The organism is Exiguobacterium sp. s89, assembly GCF_018617735.1.
Lineage (GTDB): Bacteria > Bacillota > Bacilli > Exiguobacteriales > Exiguobacteriaceae > Exiguobacterium > Exiguobacterium marinum.
The window spans coordinates 972,760-989,836 of record NZ_JACSKS010000001.1 but is presented as its reverse complement, the minus strand read 5'-3'; the positions used below and the strand labels follow the sequence as shown (position 1 = coordinate 989,836).

Genomic DNA, 17,077 nt, shown 5'->3' with positions numbered 1-17,077 from the left:
TTTCCTCTGTCTAAATGTATGATGTAGTGACTGCATTCTATTCGAGGAGAGCGTCATGGGCTTTTTTCACTTTGAAGAAAATGGAACTTGTTTTGAAAAGAGACTATGGTGATGAACCGTAATCTGAGTTTGTTGACCACCACTCCTAGTGAAGTTAGCTTTCTGATAAATAGAGTGAAAGGAGAAATACAATGCCTAAATACAACAAACTCATCCGTGACCGCATCCCTGAAATCATTCACGAATCAGGAAAAATCCCGATTGTGAAGAAACTTACTCAAGCCGAACACTTCGAGCAATCACGATTGAAACTCTACGAAGAAATCAAAGAGTATGAAGAAACGAACATTGATGAAGAGTCTCTTGAAGAGTTAGCTGACATTTTGGAATTGGTCTATACACTTGGGAACATGCATGGAGCAAACTTTGATGAATTGAATCAAATTCGTGAAGAGAAACGAAAAAAACGCGGCGGTTTTGAAAAGGGTCTATTCTTAGAAGAGGTCCTGGATTATGAGTGACTTACGACTCCATACAAGCAACCTCGGCACCCCTTTACAAGAACACATAGACGCGGCGACTGAAATTTATATGGTCGTCGCGTTTGCTCAAGTGTCGGGAGTGAAAGAATTATCTGCTTCGCTAAGAAACGCGAGTGAACGCGGTGCTCAAATAAGAATCTTGGTTGGGGACTATCTGTACCTCACCAACCCCGATGCGCTGGACATGCTTCTGAAAATCCCGAACATCGAGCTCAGGCTATACCGCTCAAAGGGAAGGTCGTTCCATCCAAAGGCATATTTGTTCCGCACGTTCAATAGCGGAACATTTTTTGTCGGGTCGTCGAACTTATCACATAGCGCACTCAATCATGGAGTGGAATGGAATGTTGAAATTCCTTCAAGTGTATCAGAGGAAGTGTTTGAAGAATCAGTCGCTGCGTTCCACGAATTATTTTATAGTGAATATGCGCAAATGATGAATCCAGTCTCCTTACAGCCTTATCGTGAAGAGTATGAAGCGCGGAAGGATAGAATGAAAGAACTGGAGGTCGCTGAACATTCTCCTGTTTACATAGAAGATGATTCGATTACACCGACATCTGTCCAAGACGCAGCATTGTTGGCACTTCGTGAAACGATGGCGGAAGGTCGAAAGAAAGCGATGCTCGTTTTAGCGACTGGATTAGGAAAGACGTATTTAAGTGCATTCTTTGCTCGTCAATTTAAACGTGTCCTTTTCGTCGCGCATCAAAAAGAACTTTTGTTACAGGCAGAAAGGTCTTTCCTCAATGTGGCGACCGACTGGAAGACCGGATTATTACTCGGAGGTGAATCACGAGATCAAGAAACTGCTGACGTCGTGTTTGCCTCGATTCAAACGTTAGCTTCAAAACAAAGAATGGAGCAATATGACCCGGAGCAATTCGATTTGATTATCGTGGATGAGTTCCATCATTCGGCTGCTCCTTCCTACCGTCGGGTGCTAGATTATTTTCAACCGAAGTTCTTACTCGGTTTGACTGCAACGCCTGACCGTTTAGACGGGGGAGACGTATACGCACTTTGTGATGATAACGTTGCTTTCCAGATGCACTTTACAGAAGCAATCGAAGAATCGTATTTAACTCCGTTTCATTATGTTGGAATCTATGATGAAATCGACTACTCTCAAATTCGTCTAATCAATGGACGACGTTATGATCAGGAAGAGTTATTGGCAGAACAATTAAAAGAAAGTGTTGCCGAGAAGATTTATAAGGCGTGGGCAGAGCATCATCAATCGAGGGCACTCGGTTTTTGTTCATCCGTTATACAAGCTGAATATTTGGCGGATTATTTCAGGAGACAAGGGGTGCAGGCGGTAGCACTTCATAGTCAGGCCGAGTATGATCGCACGGAAGTGATTGGTCAGTTAAAGCATGGACAATTGGACATCATTTTTGCAGTGAATCTATTTAATGAGGGCGTCGATATCCCTGAAATCGATACGCTATTGTTCTGTCGTCCGACAGAATCACTGACGGTATTCACTCAACAAATCGGACGAGGGCTACGTCTATCAAAAGGAAAGACACACTGTACGATTATCGATTTGATTGGGAACTATAAAAATATTGATAAGAAACTGGCTTTGTTGACGACTAGCCGACAAGATAAAGTGAATTCCTTACCAACTACGATTGATCTACCTTCGTCATGTACAATTAAGTTTGATTTACAAACTGTTGACTTACTGAAGAAAATGGTGACACGTTCCTCAACACGTCAGCAATTACTTGAACAAAATTATTTCATGGTGAAAGAAGAATTGGGTAGACGTCCGAGCTACATGGAGTTAATCCAACGAGGGGAGTACTCTATAGATGCGTATCGTTCCGAATGGAGAAAGCTTGGTGGGTTCTTCGGATTCTTGCATAAACTCGGAGAACTAAGTGAGGAAGAAACGATAATATACAATGATGTGAAGTCGCTTCTCGTCGAGGTGGAATACACGAGCATGACCAAAAGCTATAAAATGGTCGTCATGTCTATCATGTTAGAACGAGGAGAAGAGAACTGGTACAAGCCACTTAGAGCAGCTGATGCGGCGTGTCCTTTTTACGACTACATTGTAGAGAAACCATATCGTCAGCAGATCGATGGAAAAACGAAAGATTTCCAACAACCATTCAATCAGCAAAAAATAGAGAAGCTTTTACTTCGTATGCCGTTTGACAAGATTGCAAAAGGACCGTTCTATGTCGAGAACGAAACGCTCCACATCGAACTTCAAGAAACGCTTCAAAGTCCGATTGTGTATGAGTGGGTAAAGCAAATCGTTGATGTACGATTGCATTACTACTTCAGTAAGAAAGCAGAGGGATGAGAGAAACATGGCAACTTCGGGGATAGCAGAGACTGACACTACAGTTAAACTTTTTTGCGACTTCATTGAAAGCTTTGAACGGCAAGGTCCATATAAAATGAACGTCATCAAGATTATGCTTAAAAAAGGGCACGAGGAGTGGTTTCAGCCTATATCCGCGGATAGTATCGCAAACGAATATTATGATATGGTAAGAGACCAGTGTGAAACGCATGCGTTAGATGGGATAAGCAAAGTTTTTCACAAGCCATTTTCACGAGCGGAAGTTGAAAACCACTTATCCTCACTACCGTTCGCAAAATTGACGACAGAATCGCCAAGAACAGGTAAATCACCATTTGAGAATTCAAATGGGAAACTCATTGTCAGAGAAGAGTACTGCATTCTGACTAAACAAGCGCATGCTACTATTCAATTAGCAGTTGAAAACAAATTAGAAGACTACTTTGAAATGAAGCAGAAGTAGAAAGGTGGGATAATATGAAACGCCTATTACTACGTAAAATCCAATTCGCTCTCCGACACCACGGTGGGACGGCATCTTTACAAGACATTTATGCGTATGTCGAAAAATCGTATTATCAACTCGAGCTCGATCGCTATAAAGATTGGAAAGGGCACGTCAATAAACAGATTCGTGCGCACTCCAGTGATTCAGCGAGCTTTACCGGAAAAAAAGACCTCTTTTATTCCACAGGAAATAAAGGCATTTGGGGCCTCAGACAATCCAATAACTAACGAAAGCGGGACCAATTTCACTTGGTTCCGCTTTCAATGTTTACAAAACATCACACCCTATTGTCACACAATGTTCATTCCTGTACACTTCGATATTGTGTGCTAAAAATTATGTTAGGGGTTAGTCAATGGAACTTGTACAGCAATTATCTCAAATGCAACTCATCAACCAATTCTGGTTGCTTATGGCCTTCATCATCCCGATGGTCATTTTATCTCGTATGGTCGTGGCAGGGACGCGCTTCTCGCCGATCCTCGTCATCGTCATCTTCGGTCTCGGTCTCGGATTCGGTATGGTCGAGCTCGGTATCGCGACTCCAGGTCTTCCTGAATTCCCGCTCGTCGACTTCTTGTCACGGACGACAATCATCGCGTTAGTCGTTTCGTTCTTCGTCGGTGGACAAGAACTTCGTAAAATCTTGAGCAAACAAGAGCTCGAGATGGAGGACATCGTCGTTCCTTCTAAAGAAGAGATGTTCCTCGGGACAGGGCGTACGCAGTTTATCTTTATCCTTCGTTCGTTCTTCTTGCTCGTCGGTTTGGAAGGGTTCTTCCGCATGGCAATCGAGCCAGGTACGGCAGAAGGGATTGCGCTTTACTACCCAATCCTCGCACTCCTCGGTCTTGCGGTGTCGTTCTTACTCATCGATCATAAAGCACAGATTCAGGACAAGAAAGTATACATGCAAAAAGGTGTCATCGAGACAGTCCTCTTGCTTGTCATCTTGTTCGTCTCGTTCCTGATTGCGACAGCAGTTCAGCCGATTATCGCATTGCCGCAAATCTTCTTCGCGATGTTGATTTCGTCAGCACTCGGTGCCATCTTCCATAACTGGACGTACGGACCGACTGTCCGCGCGCTTCTCTTCGCAGGGATTCCGGTCGTCTTGGCTGCCAACTTCATGGTCGGTGGTTCACGAATCGGTGACGCGTTCGCCATCGAAGGTATGAATTCGATTCTCGTGTACGGTTTCTTCGGACAGTTGTTCTGGATGTTCGGTGGAATCGCACTCATCATGTGGTTTGCTCGTACGGGTCACATCCGTAACCTCGCGCCAGGTATGGCGGGGTCTCTTTCACATAGTGGTCTCACAGGAGCATGTACGGCTGGGGACTTCGGTCAAGTGGCGGCGAAACGTGCGCCAATCATGATCAACATCCCGTTCTTCGGACATATCTTCGTCTTCTCGATCCTCGCGGTCAGTGCCGACAACGGCGCGCTCTGGATCTGGCCAACGATGATCATCGTCTTGGTCGGTCTCGCGCTCACGGCGCTTTCGTTGAAAAACTTGCGTGCGGCGAACGGGGAAGACTTCAAAGAAGTCAAAGCCCTTATGCAGTTCTCGTTCGGATGGCAGATAATGGCCGTCTTCGGTGGTCTCGTCATTTTGACGTTCAGCACGATTGCGTTTGATTACACGACGATGGCACAATCGTCAGCGATCTCGCACTTCGGCTTATTCGCAGCTGTCCAAGGCGGTATGTTCGGGACGGAAGCATCGCTTCTCATCCCGCTCATCTTCTCGATGCCGTTCCTCGTGCACCCGATCGTCTTCTATATGTTCGGGAAAGCACTCGACAACAATGGTGAAATGCCACGTGTACCGGTATATGCGATGGCGCTAGTCGGTGTCGTCGGTGTATCTGCAGCGATTTTCGTTTTGTAACAGGACTCCGCTCTGACTTCGGTCAGGGCGGTTTTTTTGATGAAATGGATATGGTAGACTTTGGATAGTGAAAGTGGGGGAGAGCGTATGAAAAAATGGTTGTTCATCGGTTTTATTGTGTTGATTGTAGCTAGAGTTTGGGTGGCACCGATATATACGTCTAAACCCAGTGAGACTGACTTTGTGAGCTGGTTCGAGGAAACGTATTCGGTACAATGTGAAGATGAGAGCTGTGATTCGTTCGAGCTGATTGGGGATCAGACGAATACATATGTGAATGAAGAGGGATATATGAAACAATCCAGTGGCTTTTTCACTTTTGACATGGAGGTAAGGCGATTATATCGAAGTGTCGAAGAACCCGAACGAGTCGGGACGATTGAAGTCAGATGGAATCATGATTCGTTCGAGATTACAGAAGAGACGGGCATCTTTGTATCTTCGCCATAGGAGGCTTGAAGCATGCTGATGATCACTCAAGATGTAAAGGGAAAGCGCTATGAGGCGCTCATTGATGTGTTGTTCAAGCATTGTACTCATTTTGCGTTCGTGGAAGACAGGCGACGAATGGAGATCGAAGAAGAGCGTCTGGCGTATATGGATGTACTGACTGAAGAGATTCGTTGGGATTTGATTGAACGGACCATCGTGAGTGAATGGGAGACGACACGATTGTCTGGGGATACGGCGTATCAGTATTCGTTTCACATCAATTACAGGACAACGCAATTCCTAAAAGAACATGGTGGCTCGTTGTTCAGTTGGATCCATCCAGAACTTCCAGAAGACTTGATGTTTTACGCGGGGGATACGTGCGTGCTCGCGGTATGTTCCCATGAAGCGTTCTTTGTCGTCGATGAAGCGTTGTGGGGTTGTTTAGAGCGGGTGAATGATTGATGTCAGTGATTGATTGTTGTTTTGGTTAACTGGGTAATGGTCTCCAGTCTGAATCTTTTTTATCACATTCATTTGGTTTTCTGACAGAATCACAAAAGAGCCGATTACTCGCACCAAATTGAATGTAATTTTGTTGAGCCTGACGAAGCGACACCGTATTCGCACCGCCTTCATAATCGGGATCGTCGAATTGAACCCCGTCGTCCTCCCAAAAGCAGATTCGACAAATGTCGTATGTGCCCGGCGGTGTATCTTCTAACGTCTGGTAGCCGCAACATGGGCATGTGTATCTCAAGATTATCACCTCATTATTTAGTATAGAGGATACAAGCAAAAAGCGTCCGACCTTTTCAACAGGTCGAACGCTTTTTCTGTCATCACATCACCATCGAGATCAACGTCAAGATGGCGAGCCCACCTTGTGTCAGGATAATCTTCTTGTCACTCGTGATACTGCCATATAGGGCAACGAGGATGATATAAATCAGAATCATGGTGACGATTTCGATCGGGTTAGGGGATACGTATAGCCCGTACAAGAGCCCGACCCCGATCAACCCGTTATAGACGCCTTGATTTTTGAACAAAACCGATACGGAGTCTCTCGTTAGCTCGTCTTTCGACATACGGAAGACGCGTGACGTCGAGGAAGATGCTGTCGCAATCGTCTCTAAATAGAAAATATAGAAGAATTCGATGGCGACGAGCGTTCCGAGCACAAGGGTGAGCGTCGACATATTAGTTGACCGCTGCTACTTGCACGACCGGTTTCGCTGACACGTAGTTCGCGACGTTTTGTGCGAAGTTGATGAGGACCGGGTTTTGGTTGTGCTGCTCGAGAGCGGCTTGGTCTTCCCAGTTCTCGATCATGACGAAACGGTTCTCGACAGACGTTGACTCATATAGGTCATATCCGACACAACCCGCTTCTTGTTTTGATGAGTCGATCAAGACTTGGATGTCACGCAAGAAGTTCTCGCGTTGTGATGCTTGGATATCGAATGTGGCGTTTACTAAGATCATGGGTGATTCCTCCGATTTTTTTAAGAATTATTTGAATGAAGTGACCGTTTGAGCGTCAAGACGTACAGATTTATAACCTTCTTCTGCAGCTTTTCCGACAGACAAGATCATGACGGGTACGTAGCGATCTTTATCGAGACCGAACGCTTCTGCGAGTTGGTCTTTTTCGAATCCACCGATTGGGTTCGTGTCATAGCCGTGTGCACGTGCTGTGAGCATGAACTGCATCGCTGCGAGACTTGCATCGATTTTCACGATGTCGTTCATCTCTTGTTTCGAGAGGTTTTTGTAGTAAGGGATGATCGCGCCGAGTTGTTGGTCGCGAACTTCTTGTGGCATTTTGCCTGCTGCGACCGCTTGATCGTAGATTTGTTCGCCGTACTCGTAGCACTCCATGTCTCCGAAGATGAGGAGCATCGCTGACGACGTATCGTTTTGGCGTGTGTTGAAACGGATGAGCGGCTTGAGCGTTTCTTTCGCTTCTGGGCTCTCGACGACGACGAAGCGCCATGGTTGCATGTTGACCGATGATGGAGCCGTTGTTGCTTCTTGGATCATTTCGAGCATCTCTTCTTGTGAGATTTTAACGTTCTCATCATACACACGGATTGATTTGCGGTCGAACATGATATCTGTAAATGTGTTGTTTTCGAATGTAGTTGCCATTGGTGAATTCCTTCTTTCTCTGTTTAGGTGTGACTGTTCAGTTTTTGAAGCAGTCCGGATAAGTGTTGAATCTCTTCAGCAGACAAGGCTTGTAAGACGAGGTGGTTGGCCTGTTCGTCTCGTTCGCAGTGCCCGAGGTCTTGCTCTGCTTTCTCTGTCACACGGACGAACATCTCGCGATGGTTCTCCGCGTTCCGCTCTCTGACGACATACCCTTTTTCTTCAAGGATCTTTAAATGTCGGGTGATGGCGGCATTGTCGATTTTCATCTCTTCTTTAATCACGCGTTGCGAACAAACGCCTCGTTCTTTGACGATTTGTAACATCTCGTAGCGGGTCAGGCTGAAGCCCGTCTCCCGTTCGAACGACGATGCGACGTTTTGTTCCGCCAACTTGATTTGGTAAAGTAATCGGCTGATTTCACGTAGGTCCATTGCGTCCCACCTTTCTCAATTGACTTATCAATCGTTGACTTGTCAAACGATACAACGTTTCAGATTGCCTGTAAAGTCAAACGCTCAAAAAAAGACGACACCAAATTATTGTGTCGTCTCATCTTCGATGGGGGTGCCATCAAATCGATATTCTGTCGTGAACGTCGTCTCGTCGAATCCGTATAGACGGTTATAGGCGTTCAAGTCCTCAATCGTCCGCACATCGAGGAAGGACGGGTCGATGTCAGATGCTTTGCGCGTGAACATCATGTACCGTTCTGTGTAGTCGTCGTTGCCTCCTGGTTTTCCGTCGAACGAGAAGTGAACCGAATAGACGTCGGACTCCACTGCACGGATGACGTCGAGAATCCGTTGTTTCTGTTCGTCCGTATTGTTCCAGTCTTCATGAAACATGATCGATACGTCGAGATACGTCTTCGGATTCGTTTTAAAGATGGATGTCGGAGTCGGACTGACGTTCGCTTGCGCATCATCGGACACTCCGAGCGGTACTTCCGCGCGGACGGTCTCTTCTTCTTTTAAGATTCTTTGCGACACGAGTCTCTCGTGAATCGTCCGCTCTGCCTCGCGTTCCCAATACGTCTCGAGCACGTTGTCGTGGATGGGTCCGTCACTATATGTCTCGAGGAAATAGGTGCCGGCGAACGGTTCTTTCGTCAAAGTCATTTCCCCGGTAAACCCTCCCATATGCCAGTCGCGAGATAGCTCGATGTCGGGTTGTTCCTGATACGTTTCTTTCACATAAGCACTGTATGCATCCCGTGCCTCGGATTTTTCAAGCGTCGTATACACGAAGAAGCCGCCAGCGAGAAGCCCGCCGACGATGCCTGCCACGATTCGTTTTTTTATCATTTTGTCACCTCTCCACCAATATACCCGATAAGACGGGGTGGGACCTCGGTCTAAAGACTTATTCAAATCATTTCCATTTCACTGTAAACTGAAAGTGCCCTCGAAATACTATTGCAATTACGTGCACTAATACATATAATACACTTAAAGAGTGCCATTGACTAGGAGAGGGTGTGACCCATGCTATACAAAATCGATATGAAAAGTTCAGAACCGCTATACGAACAAATCGTCAATCAAACGAAAGAACTCGTTATCCGGGGGATTTTACGACCGGGAGACAAGGTGATGTCCGTGCGCGAACTCGCCACCGACCTCGTCATCAATCCGAATACGGTCAGTAAGGCGTACCAGGAGTTAGAGCGACTCGGGCTACTCGAGATGCGACGTGGGCGCGGGACGTTCGTCTCTGAAGACTGGGTAGACGATGATGCGGCACGCGAGCCGGTCATCGCATCAATCAAAAAGATTGCGATTGATTGCCATTATGCGAACGTGCCGTTATACGAAGCCATCGACGTATTGCGGAGGGAATATGAGAAAGTAGGGGAAGCCAATGCTGAAAGTTGAACAGTTAAGTAAAAAAATTGACCGTCAGACGATTCTCGACGGCATCGACTTTACGGTCGAATCAGGAGAAATCATCGCGCTCGTCGGACGTAACGGTGCCGGTAAGACAACGCTTCTCCGGACGATGGTCGGCATCATCCGCCCAGATATGGGAGACGTATTATATGGAACGAAAAGTATCTTCAAAGACGCGGGATTGAAACGGGACGTCATCTTCGTGCCGGATTCTGCAGATGCGCTCAAACATTACACAGTGAACGAGGCGACGGACTTGTATGAGTCAATCTATCCATCGTTCAATCGTTCTGCATTCCGTGAAACATTGACGCGTTACAACATCGATAACAAAAAAATTCGCCAACTTTCAAAAGGACAGAAGGCGCTCGTCACGTTATCGCTCGCCTTCGCCGTCCAAGCGAAATACTATCTTTTGGACGAACCGACGGACGGTTTAGACGTCGTCGCCAAGTCAGACGTATTGAAACTGATGATCTCCCAAGTCGAGAAACGGAACTGTTCGATTATCGTCTCGAGTCACCAGTTACATGAACTTGAACGAATCGCCGACCGTATCATCATGATCGAGAGCGGACGTGTCAAAGCGATCATGTCACTCGAAGAGGCGCGTGCTCTCAGTATCAAGTGGCAAGTCGTCTTTAACGACCATGTCCCGGTCGAGTTGCTCGAACGAAAAGATATCGAAATCATCAGCGTGACAGGGCGGGTCGTGCTGTTCATGGCGAAAGAACGGACGGAAGAACTCGAGGCGTTCGTCGATTCATACAATCCGATGCTCATCGAAGAAATCCCGATGTCTCTCGAGGACGTCTTCCGTATCCAGTTAGGAGGAGAAGCTCATGCCGTCTAAAGTGTTGTTGAAGAAAGATTGGAAACAAGTGTCGCTTCTTTGGATTTTGCTCGTCTTCTTAGGTGTCGTTGCCTTCACGGTGCCAGTGTGGACAGAAATGCAAGTATATGAAGAACAGATTAGCGACATGCAAGAAAATCCAAGTCAGTATTCGGATGTTTTACAGGGAAATGTAGAAACAATGAATACCGAGGATTTTTTCAATAGTAATTCTGACTATGGTTATCTTGGTGGACTTGAATCACTCATTCCGATGGGGGTCGTCATTTTCTTATTTGTCGTCTTCGGTGCGCTCATGGCGTCTGTCTTGATTGGAAGTGAACGAAACAGTCAAATGTCGGACTTTTCGATGTCACTACCATACACCCGCACCCAGCTTTACATATCAAAGTGGGTGATTGGCGTGACGGGTATCGTTGCAGCGACATTGGTTGGTGGAACGTTGATGTTCCTCATCATCCGTCTTTCTGACTACTCCTTCTTGCTCGAAGGCAATGAATTCAAAGTGTTTGGGTTGATTCTTTTCTTATTATTATCGGGAATCTCATTTTTCTCTGTCTCGCTATGGATGGGGTCGTTTGGAGGAGAGTCGATTTCACAAGTCGTATGGACGTTCGTCGCCCTTGTCTTTCCGATGGGAATCTTACTCCTCATTCAAGGGTCACTTTTTGCCTTATCTCCAAATGCTTCCTATACATTTTTTGAAGATGCGTTTGAAAGTGTGCCGATGCGAATCCTGTCACCTTTGAATAACATCGTCAATACGGACATGTATTTACTCTTTGATTCTCGAGCGGAGTGGACTGAGTTTCTCACAATAGGACTGTTCAGTCCTATTGTCTTCATCGTTCTCACATTTGGTCTAGGGCTGTGGATGTTCAAGGAAGCACCTCAAGAGAACAATGGTCGCTTCTTCATGTTTTCGAACTGGTTGTGGCTCATCCATATCGTCATCGTCATTTGTTTCGCGATGTTAGGCGGCGTGTTCTTCTCGGGTGTTTTTTACCCGCAAAGCGTGATGTTGTATCTCGTCGGCTTTGTAATTGGTGCATTTCTAGCGCACTTACTCGCCAAGCGCCTGCTCTACCGATTCAACTTGAAACTAAAATCGTAAGGAGGTACATCCATGAAACGCTTCTGTCTGTTGCTCGTACTCGTCATCTCATTATCAGGTTGCGCGAATCCGGAACCGAACGCCTTTGAATTTAGAGGTTCGAAAGTCGGAGACAATGCCGCCGTCGTCGGTATTGCCGAAGGTTTGCCGCTACATGAGTGTTATCGATCCGTCGAACTGCAGACGAAGAAGCGTCCTTATGGGTTGACCGTCCGTTATGAAGATCCTGGAATGGAGCGGGCGGAGCAAGAGCGTCTGGCGATTCGGAATGCGGCTGCATATTTCACGCTCATTCCAAACGCAGAGATCGTCCGTTTCGCCTTCCCGAACCGGACGTATGCCTTTTCCCGACCTGAGATGGAGGCATGGTTCGGGACTGACTTCTCAAATATTCGTCATGAAAAAGAATTGCAACAACTCATGAATCAGAAGCTTAAAAAACTGGATTCGAAAGATTCCTATTTTAGGCGGGTATGACAGCGATTGGATGACAAATCTAGTCGCTTTTTTTGATATTTTCTGAAAATTATCGGGTAAAGGGTAGATGAAAGCGTTTTCTTAGCATTATAATGGAGTTAACTGAATGAGTATTCATTCTCAAGGAGGAACAGCGATGAACAAACCGTGGTTACAAGATTATCCAGAAGGAATGCCCCAGTCGATTGATTATGAGGTAAAGCCGCTCTATGAGGCGTTGTCTCGCGCAGCAAAGGATTATCCGGATCGTACGGCCGTTTCCTTTATCGGGAAAGAGTGGACGTTCGCTGAGATTGATGACGCCGCACGTCGACTTGGCACGATGCTCCAAGCGAAAGGTTTGGAAAAAGGGGACCGTGTCAGCCTCATGCTCCCGAACTGTCCTCAATATGTGATCTCGTTCTATGCCGTGCTCTATGCAGGTGGGACGGTCGTTCAGACGAATCCGCTCTACACGGAACGTGAGCTCGATAACCTCGTCACAGATGCGGGCGTCAAAATCGTCATCACCCTCGACCTGTTATATCCGAAAACGCTTCGTGTCAGTGAGAAGACGGAGATTCAAACCGTAATTACAACGAGTATCGCTGACTACCTACCTTTCCCGAAAAACAAACTGTATCCGATCAAAGTGAAACGTGAGAACAATATCGTCATCGATACGACCGGATCGACGCCGTTCAAAGATTATAAGGACTTTAACCCAATCACACCGCTCGAAATCGATCCGAAAGAAGATGTCGCTGTTCTTCAATATACAGGCGGAACGACCGGTCTTCCGAAAGGCGTCATGTTGACCCACTTCAATTTGACGGCGAACGCGGATCAAATCACGAACTTATTCTATAAGTATAATCGTGGGGATGAGAAGCGCGTTCTTTGTGTCGTACCTTTCTTCCACGTCTACGGGATGTCGTGTTGTCTAAACTTCGGTGTCACGAACGGCTATGAGCTCGTGCTCGTGCCGCGTTTTGAAGTAACGGATGTCCTGAAGACGATTCAGAAAAAGAAACCACACTTCTTCCCAGGTGCGCCGACGATGTATGTTGGGATTCTGAACGACCCGAAATTGAAGAAGTACGACTTGTCTTCGATCGAAGCATGTATCTCTGGCTCGGCACCACTTCCGATTGAGGTGCAAGAAGAGTTTGAGAAAATCACAGGAGGTCGTATTGTTGAAGGATACGGTTTGTCTGAGACGTCTCCAGTCACACATGCGAACTTCTTATGGGATAAACGCATCGTCGGCTCAATCGGTGCCCCGCTATCAGATACTTCTGCTAAAATAGTAAAAGCGGACGGAGAGACCGAGGCGGACATTGGTGAGATTGGAGAGATCATGCTGAGTGGTCCGCAGGTCATGAAAGGATACTGGCAGAAGCCGGAGGAGACAGCAGCCGTTTTGAAGGATGGCTGGCTCGCGACCGGAGACCTCGGATATATGGGTGAGGACGGGTTCTTCTATATCGTCGATCGGAAGAAGGACATGATTATCGCAGGTGGTTTCAACGTCTATCCGCGTGAAATCGAAGAAGTACTCTATGAACACCCAGCCGTCAAGGAAGCGGTCTGTATCGGTGTCCCTGACCCGTATCGCGGTGAGACCGTCAAGGCGTTCATCGTCCTCCGTGACAACACAAACGTGACGGAAGAAGAGTTCGACAAACATTGTCGTGAAAAGCTAGCAGCCTATAAAGTACCGAAGTTGTATGAGTTCCGTGATGAGTTGCCGAAGACGTTCGTCGGTAAAATTTTACGTCGCGTTCTCGTCGACGAAGAGAAGGCGAAGCAAGTGAAACAAAGCAGTTGACACCAAGCGTATGCATGATAGAATAATAAATGAATGAACCATCATTCATTTTTTCTGCAGCGGTAAGGAGCTTGGGGTTTATGACAAATAACATTTCAAAAAGTGACCGAATCATTGATGCGGCGGTCAAAGTGATTGCAAATCATGGCTATCACGGTGCAAAGGTGACAGCCATCGCCAAAGAGGCGGGTGTCGCGGACGGTACAATCTACTTGTACTTCAAAAACAAGGAGCATCTCTTGATCGAGTTGTTCCAAACGAAGATGGGGCTGTTCATCGACTACTCGAAGCAACAAATCGAGAATGAGGCGACAGCTAGTAATAAGCTATATCAGTTGATAGAATCTCATTTAAAGCAACTGTCGGCCGATTACGACCTCGCTGTCGTGACACAAATCGAACTGAGACAATCGAACCTGGTACTTCGCCAAAAAATTGGAGAAGTGCTCAAACCGTACTTGAATTTAATTGATTCTGTCGTCAAACATGGAATCGAGACAGGAGAGTTCGACACCGATTTAGACTATCGACTCGCCCGTCAAATGATTTTCGGCACAATCGATGAGGTTGTGACGAGCTGGATGGCGAGTGGCTTCAAGTATGATCTTTTGTCGACACTTCCGAACGTGCACCATATGTTAAAAAAGGGGCTTACTTAACAGTGAGCCCTATCACTAGCTCAAAAAATGAATGCTGATTCATGAATGATGGGAAGAATTGACTAAAGGGGGATCAACCATGAATATTTTTGTTTTGCTGAAACGTACGTTTGATACAGAGGAAGCGATTCAGCTCGAGAATGGGGAAATTCAAGAAGACGGTGCTGAGTTCATCATCAACCCGTATGACGAATATGCAGTCGAAGAAGCGATTCAAAAACGTGACGCACTCGGGGGAGAGGTCACGGTCATCACGGTAGGACCAGAAGATGCAGATAAGGAACTTCGTACAGCGCTCGCGATGGGAGCGGACAAAGCCGTTCGCATCTCAATCGAAGACGATGTCGAAGATGCGGACCACGTCACGATTTCAAAAGTCATTGCGACGTATTTGAAAGAACAAGACGCAGACCTCATCTTCGCAGGAAATGTCGCAATCGACGGTGGTAGCGGACAAGTCGCACCGCGTGTTGCTGAACTTCTCGACATGAACTACGTGACGACGATTACCGGTCTTGAAATCGATGGCACGACGGCAACGGTCACACGCGATGTGGAAGGGGACACGGAAGTCATCGAAGTCGCACTCCCACTCCTCGTGACGGCACAACAAGGATTGAACGAGCCACGTTACCCGAGCTTGCCAGGAATCATGAAGGCGAAGAAAAAGCCGCTCGAAGAACTCGAACTCATGGACATCGAACTCGATGAGGATGAAATCGAGGCGAAAATCGAGACGATCGAACGATTCTTACCAGAGGAGAAGAAAGCCGGGCGTATCCTTGAAGGCGATATGTCGACACAAGTGAATGAGCTCGTACAACTTCTTCGCACGGAAGCGAAAGTCATTTAAGGGGGAGATCATAGATGAAAGCTTTAGTACTCGCAGAAGCGCGTGAAGGCGCGTTACGTAACGTATCATTTGAAGCCATCGCTGCGGCGAAACAATTAACAGACGATGTGACGGCAGTCGTGATTGGGGATCACGTGCAATCACTCGCCCAAGAACTCGGAGAACATGGCGCAAGCCGCGTCCTCGTCGTCGAAGACGAGCGTCTCAAACACTATACGCCAGACGGTTATGGACAGGTGCTCCGTCAGTTGATCGAGCAAGAAAAACCGGAAATGATTGTCCTCGGCCATACGGCACTCGGAAAAGACATTGCACCGAAACTTGCGGCACGTCTCGATGCCGGACTCATCAGTGACGTTGTTTCCATTGAAGGAACAGGCCGCGATGCAGAATTCGTTCGCCCAATCTACTCAGGGAAGGCGTTCGAGAAAGTGAAGTTCAAAGATTCGGTCATGTTCTTCACAATCCGCCCAAACAACATCGATGCGCTTCCTCGTCAAGCAGGCGCAAGCGTCTCCGTTGAAACGCCAGCAGTTGAATTGAAAGACCTCGCGATGATCGTCAAAGAAGTCGTTCGTAAGGCGACAGGAAAAGTCGACTTGGCGGAAGCAAAAGTCATCGTCGCAGGCGGACGTGGTGTGAAGAGCGAAGATGGATTCAAACCGCTTGAAGAGTTGGCCGAACTGCTCGGAGGAGCTGTCGGTGCTTCACGTGGAGCATGTGACGCCGACTACTGCGATTACGCGCTTCAAATCGGACAGACGGGTAAAGTCGTCACACCGGATCTTTATATCGCATGCGGGATCTCTGGAGCGATTCAACACTTGGCAGGGATGAGTAACGCGAAAGTGATCGTCGCCATCAACAAAGACCCAGAAGCGAACATCTTCAGCGTAGCGGATTATGGAATCGTCGGTGACTTGTTCGATGTCGTCCCGATGTTGACGGAAGAATTCCGCAAGCACCTCGTCAATAGCTAATAAGCAAAACGTTTTGGGGTTGTTACCCTCCGTGGTATACTCTGAACATGAATTGCATGAGAGTTCTAAATCAGGACTCTCTCATCTTATTGGGGAGGTTTTTATAAATGGCTATTAAACACGCAACGACTCAATCGTTTGAACAAGATGTTAAAGAGGGCGTAGTCCTCGTTGATTTTTGGGCAACTTGGTGTGGACCATGTCGCATGATCGCGCCAGTTCTTGAAGAACTTGATCAAGAAATGAGTGACCAAGTCCAAATCGTGAAACTCGACGTAGACGAAAATCCTGAAGTCGCGGGTGCTTTCCAAATTCAAAGCATTCCAACACTCATGATGTTTAAAGACGGTCAGCCTGTTTCTAAAACAATGGGCTTCCAACCGAAAGAAGCATTGAAAGAGTTTATCGCGACAGCACAATAATTGCGTAGCAGCCGATGGTTTATCGGCTGCTTTTTTGTTTTGTCGACTGTAAAAGAAGGAAAAGAACAGGCAAGTAGGGAATAGAATGAGTTATTCCGTAGGGTATCACTCGGGTCATTTTCCGATACATAACGTCTGATTTCTAATTTTTTTTATAA

At 46.8% G+C, this 17,077-nt stretch carries 22 protein-coding genes; 16 read left to right on the top strand and 6 right to left on the bottom strand.

The window, feature by feature from the left end; all coding sequences use genetic code 11:
• Positions 1-191: 191 nt before the first annotated feature.
• The 7 genes from KNO96_RS05080 (at position 192) to KNO96_RS05050 (ending at position 6,170) form a co-directional block, all read left to right on the top strand.
• Positions 192-521: a nucleoside triphosphate pyrophosphohydrolase gene (locus KNO96_RS05080; RefSeq protein WP_214702511.1), complete on the top strand. Its 330-nt coding sequence runs from the start codon at positions 192-194 to the stop codon at positions 519-521.
• The gene (locus KNO96_RS05075) at positions 514-2,868 is read left to right on the top strand and encodes a DEAD/DEAH box helicase family protein (RefSeq protein ID WP_251124997.1); all 2,355 of its coding nucleotides are present in this window, start codon (positions 514-516) and stop codon (positions 2,866-2,868) included. The genes KNO96_RS05080 and KNO96_RS05075 overlap by 8 nt, the downstream gene beginning before the upstream one ends.
• A 7-nt stretch (positions 2,869-2,875) precedes the next feature.
• Positions 2,876-3,334 carry a hypothetical protein gene (locus KNO96_RS05070; protein ID WP_214702510.1) on the top strand — a complete coding sequence of 153 codons (459 nt, stop codon included), beginning with the start codon at positions 2,876-2,878 and terminating at the stop codon, positions 3,332-3,334.
• A gap of 14 nt (positions 3,335-3,348) precedes the next feature.
• Complete coding sequence (locus tag KNO96_RS05065; protein WP_214702509.1) at positions 3,349-3,606, top strand: hypothetical protein; 258 nt, start codon at positions 3,349-3,351, stop codon at positions 3,604-3,606.
• 128 nt (positions 3,607-3,734) lie between these two features.
• A complete protein-coding gene (locus KNO96_RS05060; protein ID WP_214702508.1) occupies positions 3,735-5,273 on the top strand; it encodes a hypothetical protein in 1,539 nt (512 codons plus the stop codon).
• Positions 5,274-5,360: 87 nt separating this feature from the next.
• The gene (locus KNO96_RS05055; protein WP_214702507.1) at positions 5,361-5,723 is read left to right on the top strand and encodes a hypothetical protein; all 363 of its coding nucleotides are present in this window, start codon (positions 5,361-5,363) and stop codon (positions 5,721-5,723) included.
• A gap of 12 nt (positions 5,724-5,735) precedes the next feature.
• Complete coding sequence (locus tag KNO96_RS05050; RefSeq protein WP_251124998.1) at positions 5,736-6,170, top strand: stage III sporulation protein AH; 435 nt, start codon at positions 5,736-5,738, stop codon at positions 6,168-6,170.
• Positions 6,171-6,195: 25 nt separating this feature from the next.
• On the opposite strand, the gene KNO96_RS05045 is transcribed toward KNO96_RS05050, so the two are convergent.
• The 6 genes from KNO96_RS05045 to KNO96_RS05020 all read right to left on the bottom strand — a co-directional run bounded on the left by KNO96_RS05045 (position 6,196) and on the right by KNO96_RS05020 (position 9,166).
• Complete coding sequence (locus KNO96_RS05045) at positions 6,196-6,465, bottom strand: CPCC family cysteine-rich protein (protein WP_214702506.1); 270 nt, start codon at positions 6,463-6,465, stop codon at positions 6,196-6,198.
• An 82-nt stretch (positions 6,466-6,547) separates the two neighbouring features.
• Positions 6,548-6,907, bottom strand: coding sequence for a DUF1304 domain-containing protein (locus KNO96_RS05040; RefSeq protein WP_214702504.1), 360 nt, complete (start codon positions 6,905-6,907; stop codon positions 6,548-6,550).
• Position 6,908: 1 nt separating this feature from the next.
• A complete protein-coding gene (locus KNO96_RS05035) occupies positions 6,909-7,193 on the bottom strand; it encodes a putative quinol monooxygenase (protein WP_026826548.1) in 285 nt (94 codons plus the stop codon).
• A 27-nt stretch (positions 7,194-7,220) separates the two neighbouring features.
• Positions 7,221-7,859, bottom strand: coding sequence for a nitroreductase family protein (locus KNO96_RS05030; protein ID WP_026826547.1), 639 nt, complete (start codon positions 7,857-7,859; stop codon positions 7,221-7,223).
• A 23-nt stretch (positions 7,860-7,882) separates the two neighbouring features.
• On the bottom strand, positions 7,883-8,293 hold the full coding sequence (locus KNO96_RS05025) for a MarR family winged helix-turn-helix transcriptional regulator (protein WP_214702503.1): 411 nt from the start codon (positions 8,291-8,293) through the stop codon (positions 7,883-7,885).
• Positions 8,294-8,398: 105 nt separating this feature from the next.
• The gene (locus KNO96_RS05020) at positions 8,399-9,166 is read right to left on the bottom strand and encodes a hypothetical protein (protein WP_214702500.1); all 768 of its coding nucleotides are present in this window, start codon (positions 9,164-9,166) and stop codon (positions 8,399-8,401) included.
• 180 nt (positions 9,167-9,346) lie between these two features.
• On the opposite strand from KNO96_RS05020, the gene KNO96_RS05015 reads away from it, so the two are divergent.
• The 9 genes from KNO96_RS05015 to trxA all read left to right on the top strand — a co-directional run bounded on the left by KNO96_RS05015 (position 9,347) and on the right by trxA (position 16,919).
• Positions 9,347-9,736 (top strand): GntR family transcriptional regulator, encoded by a 390-nt coding sequence (locus tag KNO96_RS05015; protein ID WP_214702498.1) that lies wholly within the window; start codon positions 9,347-9,349, stop codon positions 9,734-9,736.
• Positions 9,723-10,604: an ABC transporter ATP-binding protein gene (locus KNO96_RS05010; protein ID WP_214702497.1), complete on the top strand. Its 882-nt coding sequence runs from the start codon at positions 9,723-9,725 to the stop codon at positions 10,602-10,604. The genes KNO96_RS05015 and KNO96_RS05010 overlap by 14 nt, the downstream gene beginning before the upstream one ends.
• Positions 10,594-11,718 (top strand): ABC transporter permease subunit, encoded by a 1,125-nt coding sequence (locus tag KNO96_RS05005; protein WP_214702495.1) that lies wholly within the window; start codon positions 10,594-10,596, stop codon positions 11,716-11,718. The genes KNO96_RS05010 and KNO96_RS05005 overlap by 11 nt, the downstream gene beginning before the upstream one ends.
• A gap of 12 nt (positions 11,719-11,730) precedes the next feature.
• The gene (locus KNO96_RS05000) at positions 11,731-12,195 is read left to right on the top strand and encodes a DUF4825 domain-containing protein (RefSeq protein ID WP_214702489.1); all 465 of its coding nucleotides are present in this window, start codon (positions 11,731-11,733) and stop codon (positions 12,193-12,195) included.
• A 136-nt stretch (positions 12,196-12,331) separates the two neighbouring features.
• On the top strand, positions 12,332-14,005 hold the full coding sequence (locus tag KNO96_RS04995; protein ID WP_026826540.1) for an AMP-binding protein: 1,674 nt from the start codon (positions 12,332-12,334) through the stop codon (positions 14,003-14,005).
• Between the two features lie 80 nt (positions 14,006-14,085).
• The gene (locus KNO96_RS04990) at positions 14,086-14,664 is read left to right on the top strand and encodes a fatty acid metabolism transcriptional regulator FadR (protein ID WP_026826539.1); all 579 of its coding nucleotides are present in this window, start codon (positions 14,086-14,088) and stop codon (positions 14,662-14,664) included.
• 79 nt (positions 14,665-14,743) lie between these two features.
• A complete protein-coding gene (locus KNO96_RS04985; protein ID WP_214702488.1) occupies positions 14,744-15,517 on the top strand; it encodes an electron transfer flavoprotein subunit beta/FixA family protein in 774 nt (257 codons plus the stop codon).
• A 14-nt stretch (positions 15,518-15,531) separates the two neighbouring features.
• A complete protein-coding gene (locus tag KNO96_RS04980) occupies positions 15,532-16,497 on the top strand; it encodes an electron transfer flavoprotein subunit alpha/FixB family protein (protein ID WP_026826537.1) in 966 nt (321 codons plus the stop codon).
• Positions 16,498-16,604: 107 nt separating this feature from the next.
• On the top strand, positions 16,605-16,919 hold the full coding sequence (gene trxA / locus KNO96_RS04975) for a thioredoxin (protein ID WP_026826536.1): 315 nt from the start codon (positions 16,605-16,607) through the stop codon (positions 16,917-16,919).
• The last annotated feature ends 158 nt before the right edge of the window (positions 16,920-17,077 follow it).